The following is a 21354-nucleotide window of genomic DNA, read 5'->3' as shown; positions in this document are numbered from 1 at the left end:
CCGGACCCTGGCCGGTGCACGCCCGCTGGTGGGCCCCCGACGGCCCCGGGCCCGCGGTCCGGCTGCAGGTCGTGCTCGCCGACGGCACGGCCCTGCTGCTCGTGCACCGCGGCGGCCGCTGGGAGGTGGCGGGTGTCTACGACTGAGCCACCGGCCGCCGCGGGCGGGTCAGCGCTGCGGGACCCCGGTGAGGTCGACGGCGAACCGGCCGATCGCCGAGGCCATCGCCGTCACGTTCCGGTCCAGCGCGGTCCGGTCGATGTTGGTCAGCCGGTCGCAGGCCGTGTGGTAGCAGGGGTCGTAGGACTGTCCCGCCGTGCCGCCCCACTTCTGCGCCTGCTCCGGGGTCTTCTGCTCCTCGGCGCCGGTGAACAGGCCACCGGCCGGGATGCCGGCCTCGATGAACGGGCCGTAGTCCGAGCGCCCGTCGAACGCGGTGCCCTCGGGGCCGTTCACGCCGGCCCCGACCAGTGCCTCGGTCAGGACGCGCTCCGCGGTGTCGGAGCCGGGCGGGCCCGCCTCGCCGCCGAGGCCGTCGGAGTTGTCACCGTCGTAGACGAGGTAGCCGGGGTTCGGCGAGCCGACCATGTCGAAGTTGAGGTACAGCGCGATCCGCGCGCGGTCGGCCTCGGACAGGCCCTCGACGTACTTCGTCGAGCCGACCAGGCCGATCTCCTCGGCGCCCCACCACGCGAAGCGCACCTTCTGGCCGACCGGCGGGGAGCCGCCGAGCTTCTGCGCGATCTCGAGCAGGGCGGCGCTGCCGCTGCCGTTGTCGTTGATGCCGGCGCCCTCGGGCACGCTGTCGAGGTGGGCCCCGGCGACCACGACCCGGCCGGGGTCGCCGGTGGTGGTCTCGGCGATCACGTTCCGCGAGGTCTGCTGCCGGATCGTGGTGTCGAGCACCAGCGACGCCTGCTGGCCGTCGCGCAGGGCGGCTCCGGCGGTCTTCGTCACGGCCGCCGTCGGGACGACCCCCGGGGTGTCGCCGAGGGTGGCGGGCAGGGCCGCGTCCTCGGTGTTGACCACGATCACCGCCGCCGCGCCCGCCGCCCCCGCGAGCCGGGACTTCTGGCCGAACTCGCAGGTCCCGCGCTCGACGACGGCGATGGCCCCGGCCGGCATCCCGGTGTAGTCGGCGGCGTCGCAGCCCGGTGTCGGGTCCTGCGGGGTGCGCGGGCGCAGCGACAGCGGAGCGGTCAGCCCGCCGGGCGGGGTGGCGGGGGAGAAGCCGAGCACCTCGGTCGTCACCGGTGCGCCGGCCACGGTCAGCCGTGCGTCGCCCGCGGAGAAGGTGCGCACCTCGAACGACGGGGTCGACACCTCGAACCCGCTCGCACGCAGCGTCCCGACGACGTGGTCGACGGCCGCGTCGTACCCGGGGGTGCCCACCGCGCGGTTGCCGTCGTTCGCGTCGGCGAGCTTCTCGAACTGCTGCAGGTGGGCGTAGGCGCCGTCGCCGCCCACCGCGGCCGCGAGCCGCTGCGGCAGGCCGGGGTCGCCCTGCGCGGCCCCCTGACTCCCGCCGCCGGTGGTGCCGATCGTCGCGGCGCCCGGCGCCGCGGGGACGTCCGCGCAGGCCGCGAGCGCGACGACGGCCACCCCGGCCGCCGCGACCCTGACCAGCCGGTTCCCGAGACGTGGCCGGTGCCGGCCACCCGTCGTGCTCGCCCGTCCCATGGAGCCACCTCTGCCGTCCGGCCCGGTACCGGGCCTCGTCCGCGCCGGGTGTCCGGCGCTCCTCGTGCGTGCGCGGTACCGGTCGGGCGCCGCGGCGTCGGACCAGCATCCGCCATCGGGCGTGGCCGTGCGGTGAACCGACGATCACGACACGGCGTCACGAACACGACGCTACGACCCGGCGCGACCCGGGGCCGCGGTGATCCTCGGTCGATCCACACCGGGGTCTCAGTCGTTCCACAGGTTCGGCTGGTGAACTCGGAGATGTCGGCGGGGAGGTCCACGAACCACCTGCCGGCACCGGATGGGTACGTCCGGGTGGCCCGCGGGCCGGCGCTGGGGAGCGGCCGGTGTGCCGCGCCGGAGCCCGGACCCGCCGTGCGGGGCCGACCGGCGCTGGGGAGCAGCCGGCCGGCCCGCACGGCGACGCCCGTCCGCGGAACCCGGCACTCGACGTTCGAACTTGCGTTCGAGTACTCTGCACGGGTGGGCTGGCAGAACCCGGACGTCCCCTGGGCGGAGCTGGAGAGTGCGCTGTCGGGTCGTTCCGTGCGCGACGGCGCGAGCCTGCGCGGCGGCCCGGAGGCCGACGGCGGGGACGCACCGGCCTGGTCCGTCCACCGCGGCCCCTACGAGCCGCCCGAGGACCTGCACCCGGCGGGGCCCGGCGTCGTGCCGTACGCGGAGTTGCACTGCCACTCGCACTTCAGCTTCCTCGACGGCGCGAGCGCCCCGGAGGAGCTGGTCGAGCGCGCTGCCGAGCTGGGCCTGGAGGCCGTCGCGCTCACCGACCACGACGGCATGTACGGGGTCGTGCGGTTCGCCGAGGCGGCCCGCGCGCTCGGAGTGCGCACGGTGTTCGGCGCCGAGCTGAGCACCGGGCTGACCGCCCCGCAGAACGGCGTCGCCGACCCCGAGGGCGAGCACCTGCTCCTGCTGGCCCGCGGCCCCGACGGGTACCGCGCGCTGTGTCGCACCATCTCCACCGCGCAGATGCGGGGCGGGGAGAAGGGGCGGCCGGTCTACGACCCGGACGAGGTCGTCGCCGACACCGCGGGGAAGGTCGTCGTGCTCACCGGCTGCCGCAAGGGCGCGGTGCGCCGCGCCCTGGACCGCTCGGGCCCGGTGGCCGCCGCGGCGGAGCTGGACCGGCTGGTCGCGCGCTTCGGCGCGGAGAACGTGCGGGTCGAGCTGACCGTGTACGGCGAGCCCGGCGACACCGAGCGCAACGACGCACTGGCCGCGCTGGCCGAGCGGGCCGGCGTCGCGACGGTGGCGACGACCGGAGCGCACTACGCCACCCCCGACCGGGCCCCGCTGGCCGCGACCGTCGCCGCGGTCCGGGCCCGGCGCAGCCTCGACGAGATCGACCCCTGGCTGCCCGCGGCGGGCACCGCGTACCTGCGGTCCGGGCGGGAGATGGCCCTGCGGTTCGACGAGCGCCATCCCGGCGCGGTGGAGCGCGCGGCGGAGCTGGGCCGGGAGCTGGCGTTCGAGCTGCACCTGGTGGCGCCGGACCTGCCACCGTTCGATGTCCCGCCAGGGCACACCGAGACGACCTGGCTGCGGGTGCTGACCGAACGCGGCCGGATGGAGCGGTACGGCAGCTGTGACGAGAACCCGTTCGCGGCGCACACCGTGCAGCGCGAGCTGGAGATCATCGAGGCGAAGAACTTCCCCGGCTACTTCCTGATCGTCCACGACATCGTCGACTTCTGCCGCCGGTCGAACATCTTCTGTCAGGGCCGGGGATCGGCTGCGAACTCGGCGGTCTGCTACGCGCTGGGCATCACCAACGTCGACGCCGTCCGGCACGGGCTGCTGTTCGAACGGTTCCTGTCCCCGGACCGCGACGGCTACCCCGACATCGACCTCGACATCGAGTCCGGCCGCCGCGAGGAGGCGATCCAGTACGTCTACCGCCGCTACGGCCGGCTGTTCGCCGCGCAGGTCGCGAACGTCATCACCTACCGGCCGCGGTCGGCGATCCGCGACACCGCCCGCGCGCTCGGGTTCTCACCCGGCCAGCAGGACGCCTGGAGCAGGCGCGTCGAACGCTGGCACGCCCTGGAGGCGAGCGAGCTCCCGCAGGAGATGCCGCCGCTGCTGCTGGACCTCGCGGGGCAGCTGATGGGTGCGCCCCGGCATCTGGGCATCCACTCCGGCGGCATGGTCATCTGCGATCGGCCGGTGTCCGAGGTCGTGCCGGTGGAGTGGGCGCGGATGGCCGACCGGACCGTCGTGCAGTGGGACAAGGAGGACTGCGCCGCGGCCGGGCTGGTGAAGTTCGACCTGCTCGGGTTGGGCATGCTCACCGCGCTGCACCTGATGGTGGACCTGGTCACGACCGTCACCGGTGAGCGGATCGAGCTGCACGCGATCGGCGAGTCCGACCCGGAGGTCTACGCGATGCTGTCGCGCGCGGACTCGGTCGGGGTGTTCCAGGTGGAGTCCCGCGCCCAGATGGCCACCCTGCCGCGGCTGCGCCCGCGCGAGTTCTACGACCTCGTCGTCGAGGTCGCGCTGATCCGGCCCGGCCCGATCCAGGGCGGCTCGGTGCACCCCTACATCCGGCGGCGCAACGAGCTCGAGACCTGGGACCACGACCATCCGCTGCTCAAGCCCGCGTTGCACAAGACGCTGGGTATCCCGCTGTTCCAGGAACAGATGATGCAGATCGCCGTCGACGTCGCGGGGTTCACCGCGGCCGAGGCCGACGAGCTGCGCCGGGCCATGGGCTCCAAGCGGTCCACCGAGCGGATGGAACGGCTGCGTGGGCGGTTCTACGACGGGATGGCCGCGAACGGGATCACCGGCGAGCTCGCCGAACGGATCTTCGCCAAGATGCTGGCCTTCGCGAACTTCGGGTTCCCGGAGAGCCACTCGATCAGCTTCGCCGCGCTCGTCTACTACTCGGCGTGGTTCAAGCTCTACCACCCGGCGGCGTTCTGCGCGGGCCTGCTCAACGCCCAGCCGATGGGCTTCTACTCGCCGCAGTCGCTGGTGGCCGACGCCCGCAGGCACGGTGTGCGGGTGCACCGGCCGGACGTCAACGCAGGGCGGGCCGACGCCGTCCTCGAACCCGACGACGACAGCACCGGTGGCCGGGCGGTCCGGCTCGGCCTGGCGGGTGTCCGCACCGTCGGCGCGGACCTCGCCGCGGTCATCGACGCCGAGCGCGACGCGGGCGGGCCGTTCGCGGACCTGCCCGACCTGGCACGCCGGGTCCGGCTGACCGGCCCGCAGGCCGAGGCGCTGGCGACGGCCGGGGCGTTCGGCTGCTTCGGGGTGGAGCGGCGGGAGGCGCTGTGGGCGGCAGGCGTCGTCGCGGGGGTGCGCCCCGAGCACCTGCCGGGCACCGCCGTCGGGTTCGACGCGCCGGCCCTGCCGGGGATGACCGAGGCGGAGCTGACCGTCTCCGACGTCTGGGCCACCGGTGTCTCCCCGGACAGCCACCCGGTGCAGCACCTGCGCGCGGACCTCGACGCGCTCGGCGCGGTCCGGATCGACCGGCTCGACGAGGTGGGCCGCCGCGCCGGCCCGGACACCCCGGCCCGGGTGCTGGTCGGAGGACTGGTCACCCACCGCCAGCGTCCGGCGACCGCGCGCGGGGTGACGTTCGTGAACCTCGAGGACGAGTCCGGGATGCTGAACGTGACCTGCTCGGAGGGGTTGTGGGCGCGCTACCGGTCGGTGGCGCTGGGGAGCGCGGGGCTGCTGGTCCGGGGCCGGCTCGAACGCAGCCCGGAGGGTGTGCTGAACCTGCTGGCCGACCGGCTGCAGCGGATGCCGCTGGCGGTGACGGTGGCGTCCCGGGACTTCCGCTGACCGTCTCGCCCGCGCCCGGCGCCGGGCCCTCGCGACCTCCGGGCCCCGCGGTCCCCGACCACGGGGACCACCGGGACGCACGGACCACCGGGACACGCGGACCACCGGGACGCACGGACCACCGGGACACGCGGACCACCGGGACACGCGGACCACCGGGGCCGGGCAGACCACGGGCCCCGCCGGAGGAACCGGCGGGGCCCGTGGGCGGTCGGAACGGGGTCAGGACTTGACGAGCGGCCCGCCCATCGACATCGCGCGTCCGCCCAGCGTCTGGCCGAACGCGTCGAACAGGATGTAGGCGAACACGATGCAGAACGCGAACGTCGTGATCCCGGCGATCGGGAACAGGCCCGCGTTGCCCGCGGTCACACCGATGTAGGCCAGCACGAAGGTGATGTCGACGAGCACGAAGCCGATCGTGAACATCAGCGGCAGGCGCAGCGTCGCCAGCGTCAGCAGGACGAACACCAGGGTGAACGAGAGCAGATAGGTCGACTGGATCGACCCGACCTGCTCGGTGGACAGGGCCTCTCCGGTGCCGGCGTCGATGATCCAGCCGTTGTTCAGCGCCATGAGCAGCACGCCGAAGCTGGTCCAGAACGCGGAGAAGACCCCGAAGATCGCGGCGGTGACGCTGTCCCCGACGCGCAGCGCGACCATGGCCGACAGCAGCAGGAACAGACCCGCCGAGAAGGTCACGATCGGGATCATGCCGCCGGGCAGTGCGGTGGTGTCCAGGTAGCCCACGAACCACAGACCCAGCGTGATGCCGGACGGCAGGAAGCAGATGAGGCCCATCAGGGCCGGGTTGGCAGCCGGGGCGGCTGCTGCCGGGGCGGGCGGGGCAGCAGCGGCGTGCGCCCCCGCGGTGTCGCTCTCCACGCTCATGGAAAACTCCTCGTCGAGTTCGTGACCGGTCGAGCACCGGCGGTGTGATTCTGCTCTCGCGGAGATCGTTTTTCGCCCCTCCGTACGACCAGACCCCGACCTGTACCCCGGTCGCACGGAACCGGACCGTCGTCGCAGCTCGCGGGGACGGCGCCCCCTACCTGCGCGGCACGTACGCGTCCTTCGGTCAGGTTCGACCGGCCCGGGCGTCACCTGAGAGGATGCCCGGGTGAGCGCACGCGTGATGGACGGCAAGGCGACATTGGCGGAGCTGCTCGACGACCTGCGGGGCCGTGTCGAGAAGCTGACCGCCGCCGGGGTGACCCCCGGGCTGGGCACGGTGCTGGTCGGTGACGACCCCGGATCGCACGCCTACGTGCGCGGCAAGCACCGCGACTGCGCCAAGGTCGGCATGACCTCGCTGCAGCGCGAGCTCCCCGCCGACGCGAGCCAGGCCCAGGTCGAGGACACGATCGACGAGCTGAACGCCGACCCGACCTGCACGGGCTTCATCGTGCAGCTCCCACTGCCGGACGGTCTCGACGCCGGCGCCGCGCTGGAGCGGGTCGACCCGGGCAAGGACGCCGACGGTCTGCACCCGACCAACCTGGGTCGCCTGGTCCTCGGCGAGCCGGGACCGCTGCCGTGCACCCCGCGCGGCATCGTCGAGCTGTGCCGCCGGTTCGGTGTCGAGCTGAACGGGGCGCGGGTCGTCGTCGTGGGTCGTGGCGTGACGGTCGGCCGCCCGCTGGGGCTGCTGCTGACCCGCCGTTCGGAGAACGCCACCGTCACCCTGTGCCACACCGGCACCCGGGACCTGACGGCGCACCTGCGGGAGGCCGACGTCGTCGTCGCCGCGGCGGGCCGGGCGGGGCTCATCACCGCCGACCAGATCAAGCCGGGCGCCGCGGTGCTCGATGTCGGCGTCACCCGTACCGACCTGGGCCTGGTCGGCGACGTGGCGCCCGAGGTCGCCGAGGTCGCCGGGCTGCTGGCGCCGATGCCGGGCGGCGTGGGGCCGATGACCCGCGGGATGCTGCTGACGAACGTCGTCGAGGCAGCCGAACGCAGCCTGTCGGAGTGAGAATCGATACCGAACTCAGCCTGTCGGCATGACGGGCGGCGGGGGGCGGTGATGGTGGCGACCCGTTCCGGTCACGGCCTGCGGGCCCGGCTGCGGGCGCACTGGCCGCTGCTCGTCGTCCTCGGTGTGTCGCTGGTCGGGCTGCAGCGGGTGGTCACCGAGCACTGGCGCGAGGGGTCCGCGGCGCTGGCGGTGGCGATGCTGGTCGCCGCGGGCCTGCGCGTCGCGCTGCCGCCGGACCGGGTCGGGCTGCTCGCGATCCGCGGCCGCTACGCCGACGCGCTGGTGTACGGCGGGTTCGGCGTCGTCGTCCTGCTGCTGGCTCTGACGATCACCCAGGGCTCGCTGACCATCAGCTGAGTGCTCGGCTGCGGGAGCCGCCGGTCGTCTCCGGGCCCGCCGGGCGCCGGGTCGGGGGTCTGCGGGGGCCCGCGGGACGCTTGCTCCCGGGACGCCCGGGGCCGGTGCTGGTCGCGCGCACGGCCCGGCCCGGCCGGGCGGGGAGATCCCCGGTCGGTGCGCTGCGGGACGGCCTGATAATGATCATCGCTAACGAGATTCTACCGGTGGGTACACCCGCTCCGGGACGGGGGTTGCTCCGGACGGGTTGCGTGACGTCGCCCACGGTGGCCCGCTGATCACCCGTTGATCGCAACGAAGATCCATCCGCCACCCGGTCGGCGGCGCTCGGTCCGGCGGGACCCCACGGACGGAGGTGGTCCCTGCCACCGTCCGCGAGCATGATCGCGCCATGACCGACCGCAGCGGCCACATCGTCGACACCCTCGTGACCGCCTTCGACGACCTGATGGCCGCCGACCCCGCGGCGTTCCGGACCAAGTTCCGGAAGATGGCCGCCGACCCGTTCGCGTTCTACCGGGGCAGCGCCTGCCTGTTCTACGACGACGTCGCCCGCCGCGAGGACCCCTGGGTCGACGAGCGGACCGCCCGGGTCTGGATCCAGGGCGACCTGCACGCGGAGAACTTCGGCACCTACATGGACGGCGACGGCGTGCTCGTCTTCGACGTCAACGACTTCGACGAGGCCTACCTCGGCCACTGGACCTGGGACGTCACCCGGTTCGCGGCCAGCCTGTGCCTGCTCGGCTGGCGCAAGGCGCTGTCGGACCGGTCGCTGTCCGAGCTCGTCGAGCGCTACTGCCGCAGCTATCTGGCCCAGGTGCGGCACTTCGCCGACCGCGACGACGACGCGTTCTCGCTGCGCCTGGACACCACCGAGGGCCCGGTGCACCAGGTCCTGCAGACCGCGCGCACCCGGACCCGGGTCGGACTGCTCGACGCGGTCACCGAGACCGAGGGCTTCGACCGGATCCTGCGCGCCGGCCCCGGCGTCCGCACCCTCGACGACGACGAGAAGGCCGCGGTCACCGCGGCGTTCGAGGCGTACGTGGCCACGATCCCGGAGTCCCGGCGCCACCGCGGCGTCGCCTACACCGTCAAGGACGTCGCCGGGCGCTCCGGCGTGGGCATCGGCAGCGCCGGGCTGCCGACCTACACGGTGCTGGTCGAGGGGCTGAACCAGGCGCTGGACAACGACATCGTCGTGTCGATGAAGCAGGGCAACGTGGCCGCGCCCTCGCGGGTGGTCACCGACGAGCGGGTGGCGTCGGCGTTCCGCCACCACGGGCACCGGACGGCGGTCTCGCAGCGCGCGCTGCAGGCGCACGCCGACCCGATGCTGGGTTGGACCGAGCTCGACGGCGTCGGGTTCGTCGTCGCCGAGGTCTCGCCCTACGAGGCGGACCTGGACTGGTCGGAGCTCACCGAGCCCGATGAGATCGCGCCGGTCGTCGCGGACCTGGGCCGGGCCACCGCGAAGATCCACTGCGTGGCCGACGCCGACGCCGACCACGCGCTCGTCGACTTCCGGGTCGAGGAGGCGGTCGCGGCGCGCACCGCCGGTGCGGAGGACGCGTTCGTGGAGTGGGTCGTGGAGTTCGCCCACGACTACGCCCGGACCGTGCGCACCGACCACGCGCTGTTCGTGGAGGCGTTCCGCTCCGGGCGCATCCCCGGCGTCAGCTCGGCCTGACACGCCGACGGCCCGCCCTCCCGGCAGCGGGGGGACGGGCCGTCGCGGTGGGGCTACTTGCCGGCGAAGGCGTCGATCGCCGCGTTGAACGTGGCGCTCGGCCGCATGACCGCGTCGGTCTTCGCGCGGTCGACGTAGTAGTAGCCACCCAGGTCGACCGGGTCGCCCTGGACCGCGTTCAGCTCACCGACGACCGTGTCCTCGGCGGCGGCGAGCTTCTCGGCGAGCGGGGCGAAGATCGCGGCCAGCTCGGTGTCCTCGGTCTGCGCGGCGAGGGCCTGCGCCCAGTACAGCGCGATGTAGAAGTGGCTGCCGCGGTTGTCGAGCTCCCCGACCTTGCGCGACGGCGACTTCCCGTTCTCCAGCAGCGTGCCGGTGGCCTCGTCGAGGGTCTGGCCGAGCAGCTTGGCCCGCAGCGGCTCCTCGGTCTTCGAGGCCAGCATCTCCAGCGAGACGGCCAGCGCGAGGAACTCGCCGAGGGAGTCCCACCGCAGGTGGTTCTCCTTCTGCAGCTGCTGCACGTGCTTCGGCGCGGACCCGCCGGCGCCGGTCTCGAACAGGCCGCCGCCGTTCATCAGCGGGACGATCGACAGCATCTTCGCCGACGTGCCCAGCTCCATGATCGGGAACAGGTCGGTGAGGTAGTCGCGCAGCACGTTGCCGGTCACCGAGATGGTGTCCTCGCCCTTGCGGGCCCGCTCCAGGGTGTAGCGGGTGGCCTCGGCGACCGGGAGGATCTCGATGGTCAGTCCGTCGGTGTCGTGCTCGCCCAGGTACGTCTCGACCTTCGCGATCAGCTGCGCGTCGTGGGCGCGCGCCGAGTCCAGCCAGAAGACGGCGGGGGAGCCGGTGGCCCGGGCCCGCTCGACGGCCAGACCGACCCAGTTGCGGATCGGGGCGTCCTTGGTCTGGCAGCCGCGCCAGATGTCGCCCTCGCTGACCTCGTGCGAGAGCTTCTCCTCGCCCGACGCCGCGTCGACGACGCGCACGGTGCCCGCGGAGGCGATCTCGAAGGTCTTGTCGTGGCTGCCGTACTCCTCGGCCTTCTGCGCCATCAGCCCGACGTTCGGGACGGTGCCCATCGTCGTCGGGTCGAAGGCGCCGTTGGCCTGGCAGTGCTTGACGGTCTCGTCGTAGAGCGGGGCGTAGGACGAGTCCGGGATGACGAACTTGGTGTCCTGCAGCGCGTCGTCGGCGTTCCACATCCGGCCGGAGGTGCGGATCGCGGCCGGCATCGAGGCGTCGATGATGACGTCGCTCGGGACGTGCAGGTTGGTGATCCCGCGCGCGGAGTCGACCTGGGCCAGCGCCGGGCCGGTCTCGTAGGCGGCGGTGATGGCCTTCTCGACGGCGTCGCGCTTGTCGGCGGGCAGCTTCTCCAGCGCGGTCAGGATCGAGGCGAGACCGTCGTCGGGGTCGGCGCCCACGGAGGCGAGGTCGTCGGCGAAGGAGGCGAACACGTCGGCGAAGTAGGCGCGGACGGCGTGGCCGAAGATGATCGGGTCGGAGACCTTCATCATCGTGGCCTTGAGGTGCACCGAGAACAGCACGCCCTTGGCCTTGGCGTCGGCGACCTGCTCGGCGAGGAAGGCCTGCAGCGGCTCGCGACGCATGACGGCGCCGTCGAACACCTCGCCGTCCAGCAGCGCGACCTTCTCCTTCAGCACCGTGACGGTGCCGTCGGCGGCGACGTGCTCGATGCGGACCGCGCCGTCACCGGCGGCGGTGAACGAGGTCTCGGAGTGGCGGAAGTCGCCGTCGTCCATGGTGGCGACGTGGCTGGCGGAGTCGGAGCTCCAGGCGCCCATCGAGTGCGGGTGCTTGCGGGCGAAGTTCTTCACCGACAGCGGGGCGCGGCGGTCGGAGTTGCCCTCGCGCAGCACCGGGTTGACCGCGGAGCCCTTGACCGAGTCGTAGGCGGCGCGGGCGGCCTTCTCCTGCTCGGTCTGCGGGTTGTCCGGGTAGTCCGGTACGTCGTAACCGGCGCCCTGGAGCTCGGTGATCGCCGCCTTGAGCTGCGGGATCGACGCCGAGATGTTCGGCAGCTTGATGATGTTGGCGTCCGGTGTCTTCGCCAGCTCGCCCAGCTCGGACAGCGAGTCCGGGACGCGCTGGGCGTCGGTGAGCCGGTCCGGGAACTTCGCCAGGATGCGGGCGGCCAGGGAGATGTCGCGGGTCTCCACGTCGACCCCGGCCTGGCCGGCGAAGGCCTCGATGACCGGCAGGAAGGAGTGGGTCGCCAGTGCCGGCGCCTCGTCGGTGTACGTGTAGATGAGCTTCATCGCGTCCTCAGGCCTGCCTCGGCTCGTCGTGTGTGCTGCCGTGTCCAGCGAGCGGGCCGCGACGGCGCCGGCGGACGGGCCCGGGACGACCGGGCGGGTCCCCGGCGCGGCGACCCGCTGACTGGGCCACACGCTATCTGTTCACCGGCCCTGCACGCCCGCAGGAGTAACCGGCCCGACACCCCCGTGATGGTCGAGCCCACGGCCGCGGACCGGCTACCGTGGTCGCGGCAGCGCTCGGCGGGAGGGGAACCACGGTGGCGAAGGTCTTCGGGCTCACCCGGAAGTCGCTCCTGAGGGGCTGGCCGCTGGTCGGGCTCATCGGAGTCGGCCTCACGGTCGTCGCACTCGCCTACGGCGGTGTCACCGGGAACCTGGAGACCACCGGGTGCCGTGTCGTCGTGCAGGGCGAGCAGGTGACGGTGCGCTCGGCGCCCGGCAACTCGGCGGCGCCGGTCCGCACGCTCCCGGTCGGGACCGAGGTCGCGGCGGAGACGATCGTCGACGGCGGCTTCCGCAAGCTCACCGAGCAGAACCAGTGGGTCCCGGTGGACTCCGTCGCCGCGACCTCGGGCAGCCGGTGCTGAACCCGTCGCGCAGCGTGATCAGGGGTGCGGCACAGTAGACGGTGTGAACGCGCTCGCCACGGTCAACGTCAACGGGGTCCGTGCCGCCGCCACCAAGGGGCTGCTGGAGTGGCTGGCCGCGACCGACGCGCGGGCGGTCTGCCTGCAGGAGGTCCGGGCACGGCCCGACGAGCTGCCGGCCGCCTTCCTGGCCGCGCTCGACGAGGGCGGCTGGCACCTGCGCCTGGCCCCGTCGCTGACGGCGAAGGGCCGCAACGGCGTCGCGGTGCTGAGCCGGGACGAGCCCGAGGCGGTACGGATCGGCTTCCCGAGCGGAGCCCGCGGAGCGAGCAACGGCACCGACCCCACCACCGACCTGGACGGCCGCTACGTGGAGGTGGACCTGCCCGGCGGGCTCACCGTGGCCTCGTTGTACCTGCCCAAGGGCATGGCGGGCACCGAGCGGCAGGACCGCAAGGACGCGTTCTGCGCGGCCTTCGGTGACCACCTGCGCACCGCGTTCGACCGGTGCGCCGCGACCGGGCGGCAGATGGTCGTCGGCGGGGACTGGAACATCGCCCCCACCGAGCTGGACCTGCGCAACTGGCGCGGGAACCGGCGCAACTCCGGGTTCCTGCCGCACGAGCGGGAGTGGTTCGCGAAGCTGCTCGAACACGGCTGGCGCGACGTGGTCCGCGAGCGGCACCCGGGCGTCGACGGGCCGTACTCGTGGTGGAGCTACCGCGGGCGGGCCTTCGACAACGACACCGGGTGGCGGATCGACCACCTGCTCACCACCCCCGGGCTCGCGGACGCCGCGCACGAGGCCGTCGTGGACCGGGCGCCCGCGCACGACCGGCGCTTCTCCGACCATGCCCCCGTCGTCGTCCGGCTGGGGGCCGTGTGATCGCCGGCCGGATGGTCGGCGGCCGCTACCTGCTGCTCGACGAGCTGGGCCGGCGCGGTTTCGGGCCCACCCACCGTGCCGAGGACCGCATCACCGGCCGCACCGTCGCCGTCACCGAGATCGCGCTGCCCGCGGTCGCGGGGGTCCGGGAGCGGCTGCTCACCGAGGTCCGGGCGGCCGGACGGCTGCGCCACCCGTCGGTCGTCGGGGTGCTGGACCTGGTCACCGACCGGTCCTCGGCCGGGGACATGCGCGAGTACCTGGTCACCGAGCACCCGGAGGCGCGACCGCTGGGTGCGGTCGTCGAGACGGCGCCGCCCTCTCCCCGGCAGGTCGCGCTCGTGGGCCGGGACGTGCTGGCCGCCCTGCGTGCGGTGCACGCCGACGGCGGCACCCACGGCGGCCTCGACGCCGACGCGGTGCTCGTCACCGCCGACGGCCGTGCCCTGCTCACCGACGTCGGCCTCGCCCGCGCGGTCGGTCCGCGCCCCGGCGGGAACGGTGCGCCCGCCGCCCCCGAGGGCGGCGACACCCCGGCCGCGGACCTGTGGTGCCTGGGCGCCGTCCTGCGCGAGGCGGCGGGCCCGCGCCCGTCGGCGGGCAGCGCGCTCGCGACGGTCCTGGACGGCCTCACCGCCGACGACCCGGCCGAGCGCCCGACCCACGACCGGGCCGCCGAGCTGTTCGAACGCGGCGCCCGGCCCCGGTCCCCGGGCGGGGACCTCGGCCGCAACCGCTGGATCCTGCTGGGCGTGGCCGGGGTGCTGGCCGTGGTCGTCGTCGTGCTGCTCGTCCTCGCCGTCCTCTGAGCACACCCGGGGGCGGAAACCCGGCGGCGCCCGCGACGCGGCGGGGGGCACGATGGGCCGGGTGAGCCGGAGCGTCGAACACCCCGCCGACCACCCCCGCGTCGCCGCCGTGAAGGAGGCGCTGCGCCGCGCCGGTGCCGACCCCGCGTCGATCGCGGGCCTGGTGCTGCTGCCCGACGCGGTGACCACCGCGGCCGCGGCGGCCGCCGCGCTGGAGGTGGAGGTCGGCCAGATCGCGAACTCACTGGTGTTCGACGCCGACGGCGCCCCGCTGCTCGTGCTCACCTCCGGGGCGCACCGGGTCGACACCGACAGGGTCGCCGCGCTGGTCGGCGCGGCGCGGGTCGGACGGGCGTCGAAGGAGTTTGTCCGCGAGACCACCGGGCAGGTCATCGGCGGGGTCGCACCCGTCGGGCACCCGGCGCCGGTCCGCACCCTGGTCGACGTCGCGCTGCGGGACTTCGACCGGGTCTGGGCGGCCGGCGGGGTGGCCCGCTCGGTGTTCCCGACGACCTTCGACGAGCTCGTCGCGGTCACCGGCGGGACGCCCGCCGAGGTCGCCTGAGCCGTATTCCCGCACCGGCCGTGATCCATCGCCGGGAAACGGACGGTCGCTGCGATGATCCGCGAAACCTAGTGTGGGTGGCATGGCCGATACTCCCGCCGCACCCGTCCCGGCCGAGGCCGAACCGCCGGTCGGACTCCCGACCCCCGCACCCGCCGAACCGGTGCCCTCGGACTCGGCGTTCCGCCGGGCCCTGCGCCGGGTCCGGGACGGGTCCACCCTCGACGTCACCGAGGCCGCCGTCCTGCTCGCCGCCCGCGGCGAGCACCTCGACGAGCTGCTCGGCCACGCCGGCCGGGTCCGCGACGCCGGACTCGTCGAGGAGGGCCGCCCGGGCGTGGTCACCTACTCCCGCAACGTCTTCATCCCGCTGACCCGGCTCTGCCGCGACCGCTGCCACTACTGCACGTTCGCGACCGTCCCGCACAGGCTCGACGACATGTACCTGGAGCGCGACGAGGTCGTCGAGATCGCCCGCCAGGGCGCCGCGCAGGGCTGCAAGGAGGCCCTGTTCACCCTCGGCGACCGCCCCGAGGACCGCTGGCCGCAGGCCCGCGAGTGGCTCGAGGCGCGCGGCTACGACTCCACCCTCGACTACGTCCGGGCCTGCGCGATCGCCGTGCTGGAGGAGACCGGGCTGCTGCCGCACCTCAACCCGGGCGTCATGAGCTGGGAGGAGCTGACCCGGCTCAAGCCGGTCGCGGCCAGCATGGGGATGATGCTGGAGACGACGTCGCAGCGGCTGTTCGAGAAGGGCGGCCCGCACTTCGGCAGCCCCGACAAGGAGCCCGCGGTCCGGCTGCGCGCCCTCACCGACGCCGGTCGCGTCGGCGTCCCGTTCACCACCGGCATCCTGATCGGCATCGGCGAGAACCGCACCGAGCGGGCCGAGTCGCTGTTCGCGATCCGCTCCGCCGCCCGCGCGCACGGGCACGTGCAGGAGGTGATCGTCCAGAACTTCCGGGCGAAGCCGGACACCGCGATGGCGAACGACCCGGACGCCGACCTGGAGGACCTGGCCGCCACCATCGCGGTCGCCCGGCTCGTGCTGGGTCCGAAGGTGCGGCTGCAGGCGCCGCCGAACCTCGTCGGCGACGAGCAGGCGCTGATGCTGCGCGCCGGGATCGACGACTGGGGCGGTGTCTCCCCGGTGACGGTGGACCACGTGTCCCCGGAGATGCCGTGGCCCGCCGTCGACGAGCTGGCCGCGATCACCGAGGCCGAGGGCTTCACGTTGCAGGAGCGGCTCACCGCCTACCCGAAGTACGTGCGGGCCGGGTCGCCGTGGATCGACGCGCGGCTGCACGGCCACGTCGCCGCGCTGTCCGGGCCGGACGGGCTCGCCCGGCCCGACGCCGTCGTGGAGGGGCGGGCGTGGCAGGAGCCCGACGGCGGGTTCGCCTCGACCGGGCGCACCGATCTGAACTCCACGATCGACACGACCGGGCGCACCGAGGACCGGCGCAGCGACTTCGGCGACGTCTACGGCGACTGGGACGAGGTGGCCGCCGAGCTGGAGCACCAGCGCGCCGGGCACGGGGCGGCCCCCGAGCGGCTCGACTCCGACGTCCGGGCCGGGCTGGACCTGGCCGCGTCCGACCCGGCGGCGCTGCTCGACCCGGCGCACGCCGACGCCGCGATGGCCGTGCTGACCGCCGACGGACCCGCGCTGCGCACCCTGCTCGACCTCGCCGACGACGTGCGCAGGCAGGTCACCGGGGACGACGTCACCTACGTGGTCAACCGGAACATCAACTTCTCGAACGTCTGCTACGTCGGCTGCCGGTTCTGCGCCTTCGCCCAGCGTGAGCGCGACGCCGACGCCTTCCGGCTCTCGCTCGACGAGGTCGCCCAGCGCGCCGCGGAGGCCGCCCGCGACGGCGCCACCGAGGTCTGCGTGCAGGGCGGCATCGACCCGCAGCTGCCGGTGTCGTTCTACGCCGACCTGGTCCGCGCGGTCACCGCGGCCGTGCCGGGGATGCACGTGCACGCGTTCTCCCCGATGGAGATCGTCTCCGCGGCGGCCAAGGCCGGGGTGTCGATCCGGGAGTGGCTGACCGAGCTGAAGGCCGCCGGGCTCGGCTCGATCCCGGGCACCGCCGCCGAGATCCTCGACGACGAGGTCCGCTGGGTGCTGACCAAGGGCAAGCTGCCGGCGTCGCAGTGGATCGAGGTCGTGTCGACCGCGCACGAGCTGGGGATCCCCAGCAGCTCGACGATGATGTACGGCCACGTCGACGAGCCCCGGCACTGGCTCGGGCACCTGCGCACACTGGCGTCGATCCAGGACCGCACCGGTGGGTTCACGGAGTTCGTGCCGTTGCCGTTCGTGCACCACAACGCCCCGATCTACCTGGCCGGGATCGCCCGGCCGGGACCGACGGAGCGCGACAACCGGGCGGTGCACGCGTTCGCCCGGCTCGCGCTGCACGGGCGGATCGACCACGTCCAGTGCTCCTGGGTCAAGCTCGGCGACGACCTCGCCGCGGACATCCTGGCCGGGGGCGCCGACGACATGGGCGGCACCCTGATGGAGGAGACGATCTCCCGGATGGCCGGCTCGGAGAACGGCTCCGAGCGCTCCGTCGCCGAGCTCACCGCGATCGCGGCGGCCGCCGCTCGCCCGGTCCGGCAGCGGACGACGACCTACCGCGGCGAGCCCCGCGTGCTCACCCCGGCGCCGGGTACCGGGCCGCGGACGCTGCCGTTGACCCCGGCCTGATCCCGGCCGGTCCTGCGTCGCCTCCGGGCCGCGCGGGACCGGCCCGGCCGCCGATCGGCCTACGGTGGCGGTATGGGTGTACTCGGAGAGATGTTCCCGCGGAAGCGGATGCACGAGGACTCGGACGCCGCGCAGGGCGGGCAGCAGTGGCGGCTCGGCCCGATCGACCTCGACAAGGGCGTGGTGACGGTCGAGCCGGCCCCGCGGCCCGAGGACCCCGAGCAGGGGAAGGGCCGGGAGAACGGATGACGTGCTGACCGGGACGACGCCCCGCGGCTGCCGCAGCCCCCTCACCGCGCTGTCGCAGGACGTCCGCCCCGGCCGGTGGACCGACCCCCCGATCCGGCCCACCCCGCCGCCGGCCGTGCCCGGAGGCGCGGCTTCGATCGGCAGAGTGAGGCCAACGGTACGATCTTGAGCAGTCCGGGGTCAAGGGAGGCGAGCGGGTGCGGCCGCAGGAGCTGGGCGCCGTGGGGCGCGGTCTCGGCCTGCTCGCCGACACCTGGACGCTGTTGATCCTGCAGCGCGCGTTCCTCGGCGTCAGCCGGTACGCGGGGTGGCGGGAGACCCTCAACATCTCCGACGCGACGCTGTCGGCGCGGCTGCGCGGTCTCGTCGACGCGGGTCTGCTCGAGCCCCGCAGCTACGCCGACGGTGGCCGCGAGCGCCGCGGCTACGCCCTCACCGAGCGCGGCGGCGACATCTGGAAGCTGCTGATCTGCACCTGGGACTGGGAGAAGACCTGGGTCCCGCGGGAGGTCCCGCTCCCCGAGATCGTGCACCGCGACTGCGGCCGCCCCACCCGGGTGCGGGTGTGCTGCGCGGCCTGCGGCGGCGCGGTCGGGCCGCGGGACACCGAGGTCGAGCGCGAGCCGTGGGCGCCGGGGCTGGACCGGCTGGCCCGCAGGCACCCGCGGCGCACCCGCGGCGCGCTGCCCGTCGACCCGCTCTCGTTCCTGCCCGGTGCGATGGAGATCATCGGCGACCGGTGGGGTGCCGCCGTCCTCGGCGCCGCGCTCACCGGGATCCGGGCGTTCAACTGCTTCGCCCTCGAGCTGGCGATCTCCCCGGAGGTGCTGTCGGACCGGCTGCGCCGCTTCGTCGCGCTCGGGGTGCTCAGCCGCAGCGGCGACGGCGAGTACCGCCTCACCGACAAGGGGCGGGCCAGCTTCCCGATCCACGCCTGCCTGGTCGAGTGGTCGCACCGCTGGTGCGGCGGAGACGGCGCCCCGATCGACCTCACGATCCGCCACCGGGCCTGCGGGCAGCCGCTCTGGGTGCGGCTGGACTGCGAGCAGTGCGGGCGGGCGTTCGCCCGGGACTCGGTGTCCCCGGTGCGCCCGAGATGACGGACGGTAGGGAACGATGGCGGGCATGAACGACGCCCACCGTCCCCGCGTGCTGTCCGGGATCCAGCCCACGGCCGACTCGTTCCACCTCGGCAACTACCTGGGTGCGCTGCGGCAGTGGGTGGCCCTGCAGGACGACCACGAGGCGTTCTACTGCGTCGTGGACCTGCACGCGATCACGGTGGAGCACGACCCGGCCGAGCTGGCCCGGCGTACCCGGGTCGCGGCCGCCCAGCTGCTCGGGTTGGGGCTCGACCCGGACCGCTGCACGCTGTTCGTGCAGTCGCACGTCCCGGAGCACGCGCGGCTGTCCTGGATCCTGGAGTGCATCACCGGCTTCGGCGAGGCCGGCCGGATGACCCAGTTCAAGGACAAGTCCGCCAAGCAGGGCACCGACCGGGCGACCGTCGGGCTGTTCACGTACCCGATCCTGCAGGCCGCGGACATCCTGCTCTACCAGGCCGACCGCGTCCCGGTCGGCGAGGACCAGCGCCAGCACCTGGAGCTGACCCGCAATCTCGCGCAGCGGTTCAACCACCGCTTCGGCGAGACGTTCCGGGTGCCCGAGCCGCACATCCCGCAGGCCACGGCGAAGATCTACGACCTGCAGGACCCGACGGCGAAGATGAGCAAGTCGGCGTCGTCGCCCAGCGGGATCGTGGAGCTTCTCGACCCGCCGCGGACCTCGGCCAAGAAGATCCGCTCCGCGGTGACCGACAACGAGCGCGAGATCCGCTTCGACCCGGAGAACAAGCCGGGCATCGCGAACCTGCTCACCATCAACGCGGCGATGACCGACCGGAAGGTCGCCGAGGTCGAGGCCGAGTACGTCGGCCGCGGCTACGGCGACCTGAAGAAGGACCTGGGCGAGATCGTCGCCGCGTTCGCGGAGCCGTTCGCGGAGAAGGTGAACGGCTACCTGGCCGATCCGGCCGAGCTCGACCGGGTGCTCGCGCGCGGTGCCACCCGTGCGCGTGAGGTCTCCGGCGCGACACTGGCCGCGGTTCACGAGAGGATCGGGTTCCTCCCGCCCGCCTGAGCGACGCTCGCCGGGGCGGGGAGCGAACCACCGAACCGGGGGAATGATGGCCGAGAACCGCGCCGCCACGATCGCGCACCGGCTGGAGACCGACGAGGAGGAGACCGAGACCTTCCTCGACCGCCAGCGGGAGAAGCATCCGTGGCTCGACCACCTGGTCCGGGCGGGGGAGCGCTACACCGAGAACCACGGCGACCACTACGCCGCGGCGATCACCTACTTCTCCATCCTGGCGCTGGTACCGCTGCTGATGGTCGGGTTCGCGGCGGCCGGGTTCGTGCTGCGCGGCAACCCTGAGCTTCTCGACTCCCTGCGCCAGGCGATCCAGTCGGCCGCGCCGGGCCAGATCGGCGAGCTGCTCGGCGGGATCGTGCAGACCGCGATCGACCGGGCCGGGGCGATCGGTCTGATCGGTCTGGTCGGCGCGCTGTACTCGGGCATCGGCTGGATGAGCAACCTGCGCGAGGCGCTGACCGAGCAGTGGGGCCAGCGGGACGATGCCCCGCCGATGATCAAGCGGCTGGCGTTCGACCTGCTCGCCCTGGTCGGGCTCGGGCTGGCCCTGGTGCTGTCGTTCGCGATCTCCTCGATCGGTGGCGCGGCGGGGAGGTTCCTGCTCGACCTGGTCGGCCTCGGCGAGGCGACGTGGGCACGCGTGCTGCTGAGCATCGCCTCGTTCCTGCTCGTGCTCGCCGGGAACTGGCTGGTGTTCCTCTGGGTGATCGCCCGGCTGCCGCGCGAGCCCGTGTCCCTGCGCAGCGCGGCCAGGGCCGCGCTGATCGGCGCGATCGGGTTCGCGATCCTGCAGCGGGTGATGGTGATCTACCTCGGCTCGGTCACGAACTCCGCGGCCGGTGCGGCTTTCGGCTCGATCCTCGGTCTGCTGGTCTTCATCTTCTTCACCTCGCGGTTCCTGCTGTTCGTGACGGCCTGGGCCGCCAGCGCCGAGGAGAACGACCTGGGCTACCGCGACCTGCCCGCCCCGGCGATCATCCGGCCGCAGTACGTCGTCCGGGACGGGCCGGGCGCGCTCGCGTCGGCGGGCCTGGTCACCGCGGGTCTGATCGGTGGGGCACTCGGCCTGCGGGCCCTGGGGCGCCGGCGGCGCTGACCCGCCGCGGCACGGTCCGCACACCGCGGGTCCACCCACCGGGGCTGCCGCGCTGCGGCGAGGTGCCGGCGGCTCGTGGTCACCGGGGTGCCCCGCCACGCCGACCCGCCCCGATCTCGAAGGACGTTATCCCGACGAGTTCGCTCACCCGGTAAACGAGTTCGCAGGAGGGTGTGGACCCCGGCCCTCGGGCGCTCGGGTGAGTCGGCGCCGTACCGGCCGGGTCTCCGATACCGGCCCCGACGAACTCGTTCGCCCGGTGAACGTTCCGCGGACCTGAGCTCCGGGGATGATCCTGACGAGTCCGCTTACCCGGTAAGCGAATTTCGCAGGAGGGTGCACCCGGCCCTCGGGCACCGGGGCGAGCCGGCGCCGACCCGGGCGGGTCCCGGGCGTCCGCGTGGTCCCGTCCGTGCCGCAGGTCAACGGCGCCGGCGCAGCCGCGCGGCCACCAGCGCCCCGACGCCG

At 73.8% G+C, this 21354-nt stretch carries 16 protein-coding genes; 13 read left to right on the top strand and 3 right to left on the bottom strand.

Annotated elements, in window-relative coordinates:
* Positions 1–168: 168 nt before the first annotated feature.
* Positions 169–1680 (bottom strand): M28 family metallopeptidase, encoded by a 1512-nt coding sequence (locus NH602_RS12650; protein WP_253067921.1) that lies wholly within the window; start codon positions 1678–1680, stop codon positions 169–171.
* Positions 1681–2166: 486 nt separating this feature from the next.
* Here NH602_RS12650 and NH602_RS12645 point away from each other — a divergent pair, with 486 nt between their 5' ends.
* Complete coding sequence (locus NH602_RS12645) at positions 2167–5508, top strand: error-prone DNA polymerase (RefSeq protein ID WP_253067920.1); 3342 nt, start codon at positions 2167–2169, stop codon at positions 5506–5508.
* A gap of 222 nt (positions 5509–5730) precedes the next feature.
* On the opposite strand, the gene NH602_RS12640 is transcribed toward NH602_RS12645, so the two are convergent.
* On the bottom strand, positions 5731–6399 hold the full coding sequence (locus NH602_RS12640) for a GPR1/FUN34/YaaH family transporter (protein ID WP_073576412.1): 669 nt from the start codon (positions 6397–6399) through the stop codon (positions 5731–5733).
* Positions 6400–6628: 229 nt separating this feature from the next.
* Between NH602_RS12640 and NH602_RS12635 the strand changes: the two genes are divergently transcribed.
* The 3 genes from NH602_RS12635 (at position 6629) to NH602_RS12625 (ending at position 9536) form a co-directional block, all read left to right on the top strand.
* On the top strand, positions 6629–7483 hold the full coding sequence (locus NH602_RS12635; RefSeq protein WP_062397708.1) for a bifunctional methylenetetrahydrofolate dehydrogenase/methenyltetrahydrofolate cyclohydrolase: 855 nt from the start codon (positions 6629–6631) through the stop codon (positions 7481–7483).
* A 51-nt stretch (positions 7484–7534) separates the two neighbouring features.
* Complete coding sequence (locus NH602_RS12630) at positions 7535–7843, top strand: DUF3017 domain-containing protein (protein ID WP_062397707.1); 309 nt, start codon at positions 7535–7537, stop codon at positions 7841–7843.
* A gap of 391 nt (positions 7844–8234) precedes the next feature.
* Entirely contained in the window at positions 8235–9536 is a 1302-nt protein-coding gene (locus NH602_RS12625) for a DUF2252 domain-containing protein (RefSeq protein WP_179761848.1), read from the top strand.
* Positions 9537–9589: 53 nt separating this feature from the next.
* Here the strand turns inward: NH602_RS12625 and NH602_RS12620 are convergent, their stop codons facing one another.
* On the bottom strand, positions 9590–11818 hold the full coding sequence (locus NH602_RS12620) for an NADP-dependent isocitrate dehydrogenase (RefSeq protein ID WP_253067919.1): 2229 nt from the start codon (positions 11816–11818) through the stop codon (positions 9590–9592).
* A 257-nt stretch (positions 11819–12075) separates the two neighbouring features.
* On the opposite strand from NH602_RS12620, the gene NH602_RS12615 reads away from it, so the two are divergent.
* The 9 genes from NH602_RS12615 to yhjD all read left to right on the top strand — a co-directional run bounded on the left by NH602_RS12615 (position 12076) and on the right by yhjD (position 20886).
* Positions 12076–12405 (top strand): hypothetical protein, encoded by a 330-nt coding sequence (locus NH602_RS12615; protein WP_062397696.1) that lies wholly within the window; start codon positions 12076–12078, stop codon positions 12403–12405.
* A 43-nt stretch (positions 12406–12448) separates the two neighbouring features.
* Positions 12449–13291, top strand: coding sequence for an exodeoxyribonuclease III (locus NH602_RS12610; protein WP_179761850.1), 843 nt, complete (start codon positions 12449–12451; stop codon positions 13289–13291).
* Entirely contained in the window at positions 13288–14100 is an 813-nt protein-coding gene (locus NH602_RS12605) for a protein kinase (protein WP_073576406.1), read from the top strand. Before NH602_RS12610 ends, NH602_RS12605 begins: the two co-directional genes overlap by 4 nt.
* A gap of 61 nt (positions 14101–14161) precedes the next feature.
* On the top strand, positions 14162–14665 hold the full coding sequence (locus tag NH602_RS12600; protein ID WP_374210158.1) for a YbaK/EbsC family protein: 504 nt from the start codon (positions 14162–14164) through the stop codon (positions 14663–14665).
* A gap of 82 nt (positions 14666–14747) precedes the next feature.
* Positions 14748–17387 (top strand): bifunctional FO biosynthesis protein CofGH, encoded by a 2640-nt coding sequence (locus NH602_RS12595; protein ID WP_253067917.1) that lies wholly within the window; start codon positions 14748–14750, stop codon positions 17385–17387.
* Between the two features lie 72 nt (positions 17388–17459).
* The gene (locus NH602_RS12590) at positions 17460–17636 is read left to right on the top strand and encodes a hypothetical protein (RefSeq protein ID WP_157818337.1); all 177 of its coding nucleotides are present in this window, start codon (positions 17460–17462) and stop codon (positions 17634–17636) included.
* Positions 17637–17833: 197 nt separating this feature from the next.
* Entirely contained in the window at positions 17834–18736 is a 903-nt protein-coding gene (locus NH602_RS12585) for a helix-turn-helix domain-containing protein (protein WP_253067916.1), read from the top strand.
* Between the two features lie 25 nt (positions 18737–18761).
* A complete protein-coding gene (gene trpS, locus NH602_RS12580; RefSeq protein ID WP_062397676.1) occupies positions 18762–19775 on the top strand; it encodes a tryptophan--tRNA ligase in 1014 nt (337 codons plus the stop codon).
* A gap of 46 nt (positions 19776–19821) precedes the next feature.
* Entirely contained in the window at positions 19822–20886 is a 1065-nt protein-coding gene (gene yhjD / locus NH602_RS12575; RefSeq protein WP_251784343.1) for an inner membrane protein YhjD, read from the top strand.
* The last annotated feature ends 468 nt before the right edge of the window (positions 20887–21354 follow it).

The sequence above is a fragment of the Pseudonocardia sp. McavD-2-B genome (assembly GCF_024124365.1).
Lineage (GTDB): Bacteria > Actinomycetota > Actinomycetes > Mycobacteriales > Pseudonocardiaceae > Pseudonocardia > Pseudonocardia alni.
Note: the sequence above shows the minus strand (reverse complement) of the source record. Positions and strands in the feature narration are given on the sequence as shown.

What these genes read in the sequence shown, in the direction of transcription:
- NH602_RS12630 (WP_062397707.1), top strand. Translation starts at nt 7,535, where the DNA reads ATGGTGGCGACCCGTTCCGGTCACGGCCTGCGGGCCCGGCTGCGGGCG.
- NH602_RS12650 (WP_253067921.1), bottom strand. Translation starts at nt 1,680, where the DNA reads ATGGGACGGGCGAGCACGACGGGTGGCCGGCACCGGCCACGTCTCGGG.
- NH602_RS12640 (WP_073576412.1), bottom strand. Translation starts at nt 6,399, where the DNA reads ATGAGCGTGGAGAGCGACACCGCGGGGGCGCACGCCGCTGCTGCCCCG.
- NH602_RS12620 (WP_253067919.1), bottom strand. Translation starts at nt 11,818, where the DNA reads ATGAAGCTCATCTACACGTACACCGACGAGGCGCCGGCACTGGCGACC.
- NH602_RS12625 (WP_179761848.1), top strand. Translation starts at nt 8,235, where the DNA reads ATGACCGACCGCAGCGGCCACATCGTCGACACCCTCGTGACCGCCTTC.
- NH602_RS12590 (WP_157818337.1), top strand. Translation starts at nt 17,460, where the DNA reads ATGGGTGTACTCGGAGAGATGTTCCCGCGGAAGCGGATGCACGAGGAC.
- NH602_RS12595 (WP_253067917.1), top strand. Translation starts at nt 14,748, where the DNA reads ATGGCCGATACTCCCGCCGCACCCGTCCCGGCCGAGGCCGAACCGCCG.
- yhjD (WP_251784343.1), top strand. Translation starts at nt 19,822, where the DNA reads ATGGCCGAGAACCGCGCCGCCACGATCGCGCACCGGCTGGAGACCGAC.
- trpS (WP_062397676.1), top strand. Translation starts at nt 18,762, where the DNA reads ATGAACGACGCCCACCGTCCCCGCGTGCTGTCCGGGATCCAGCCCACG.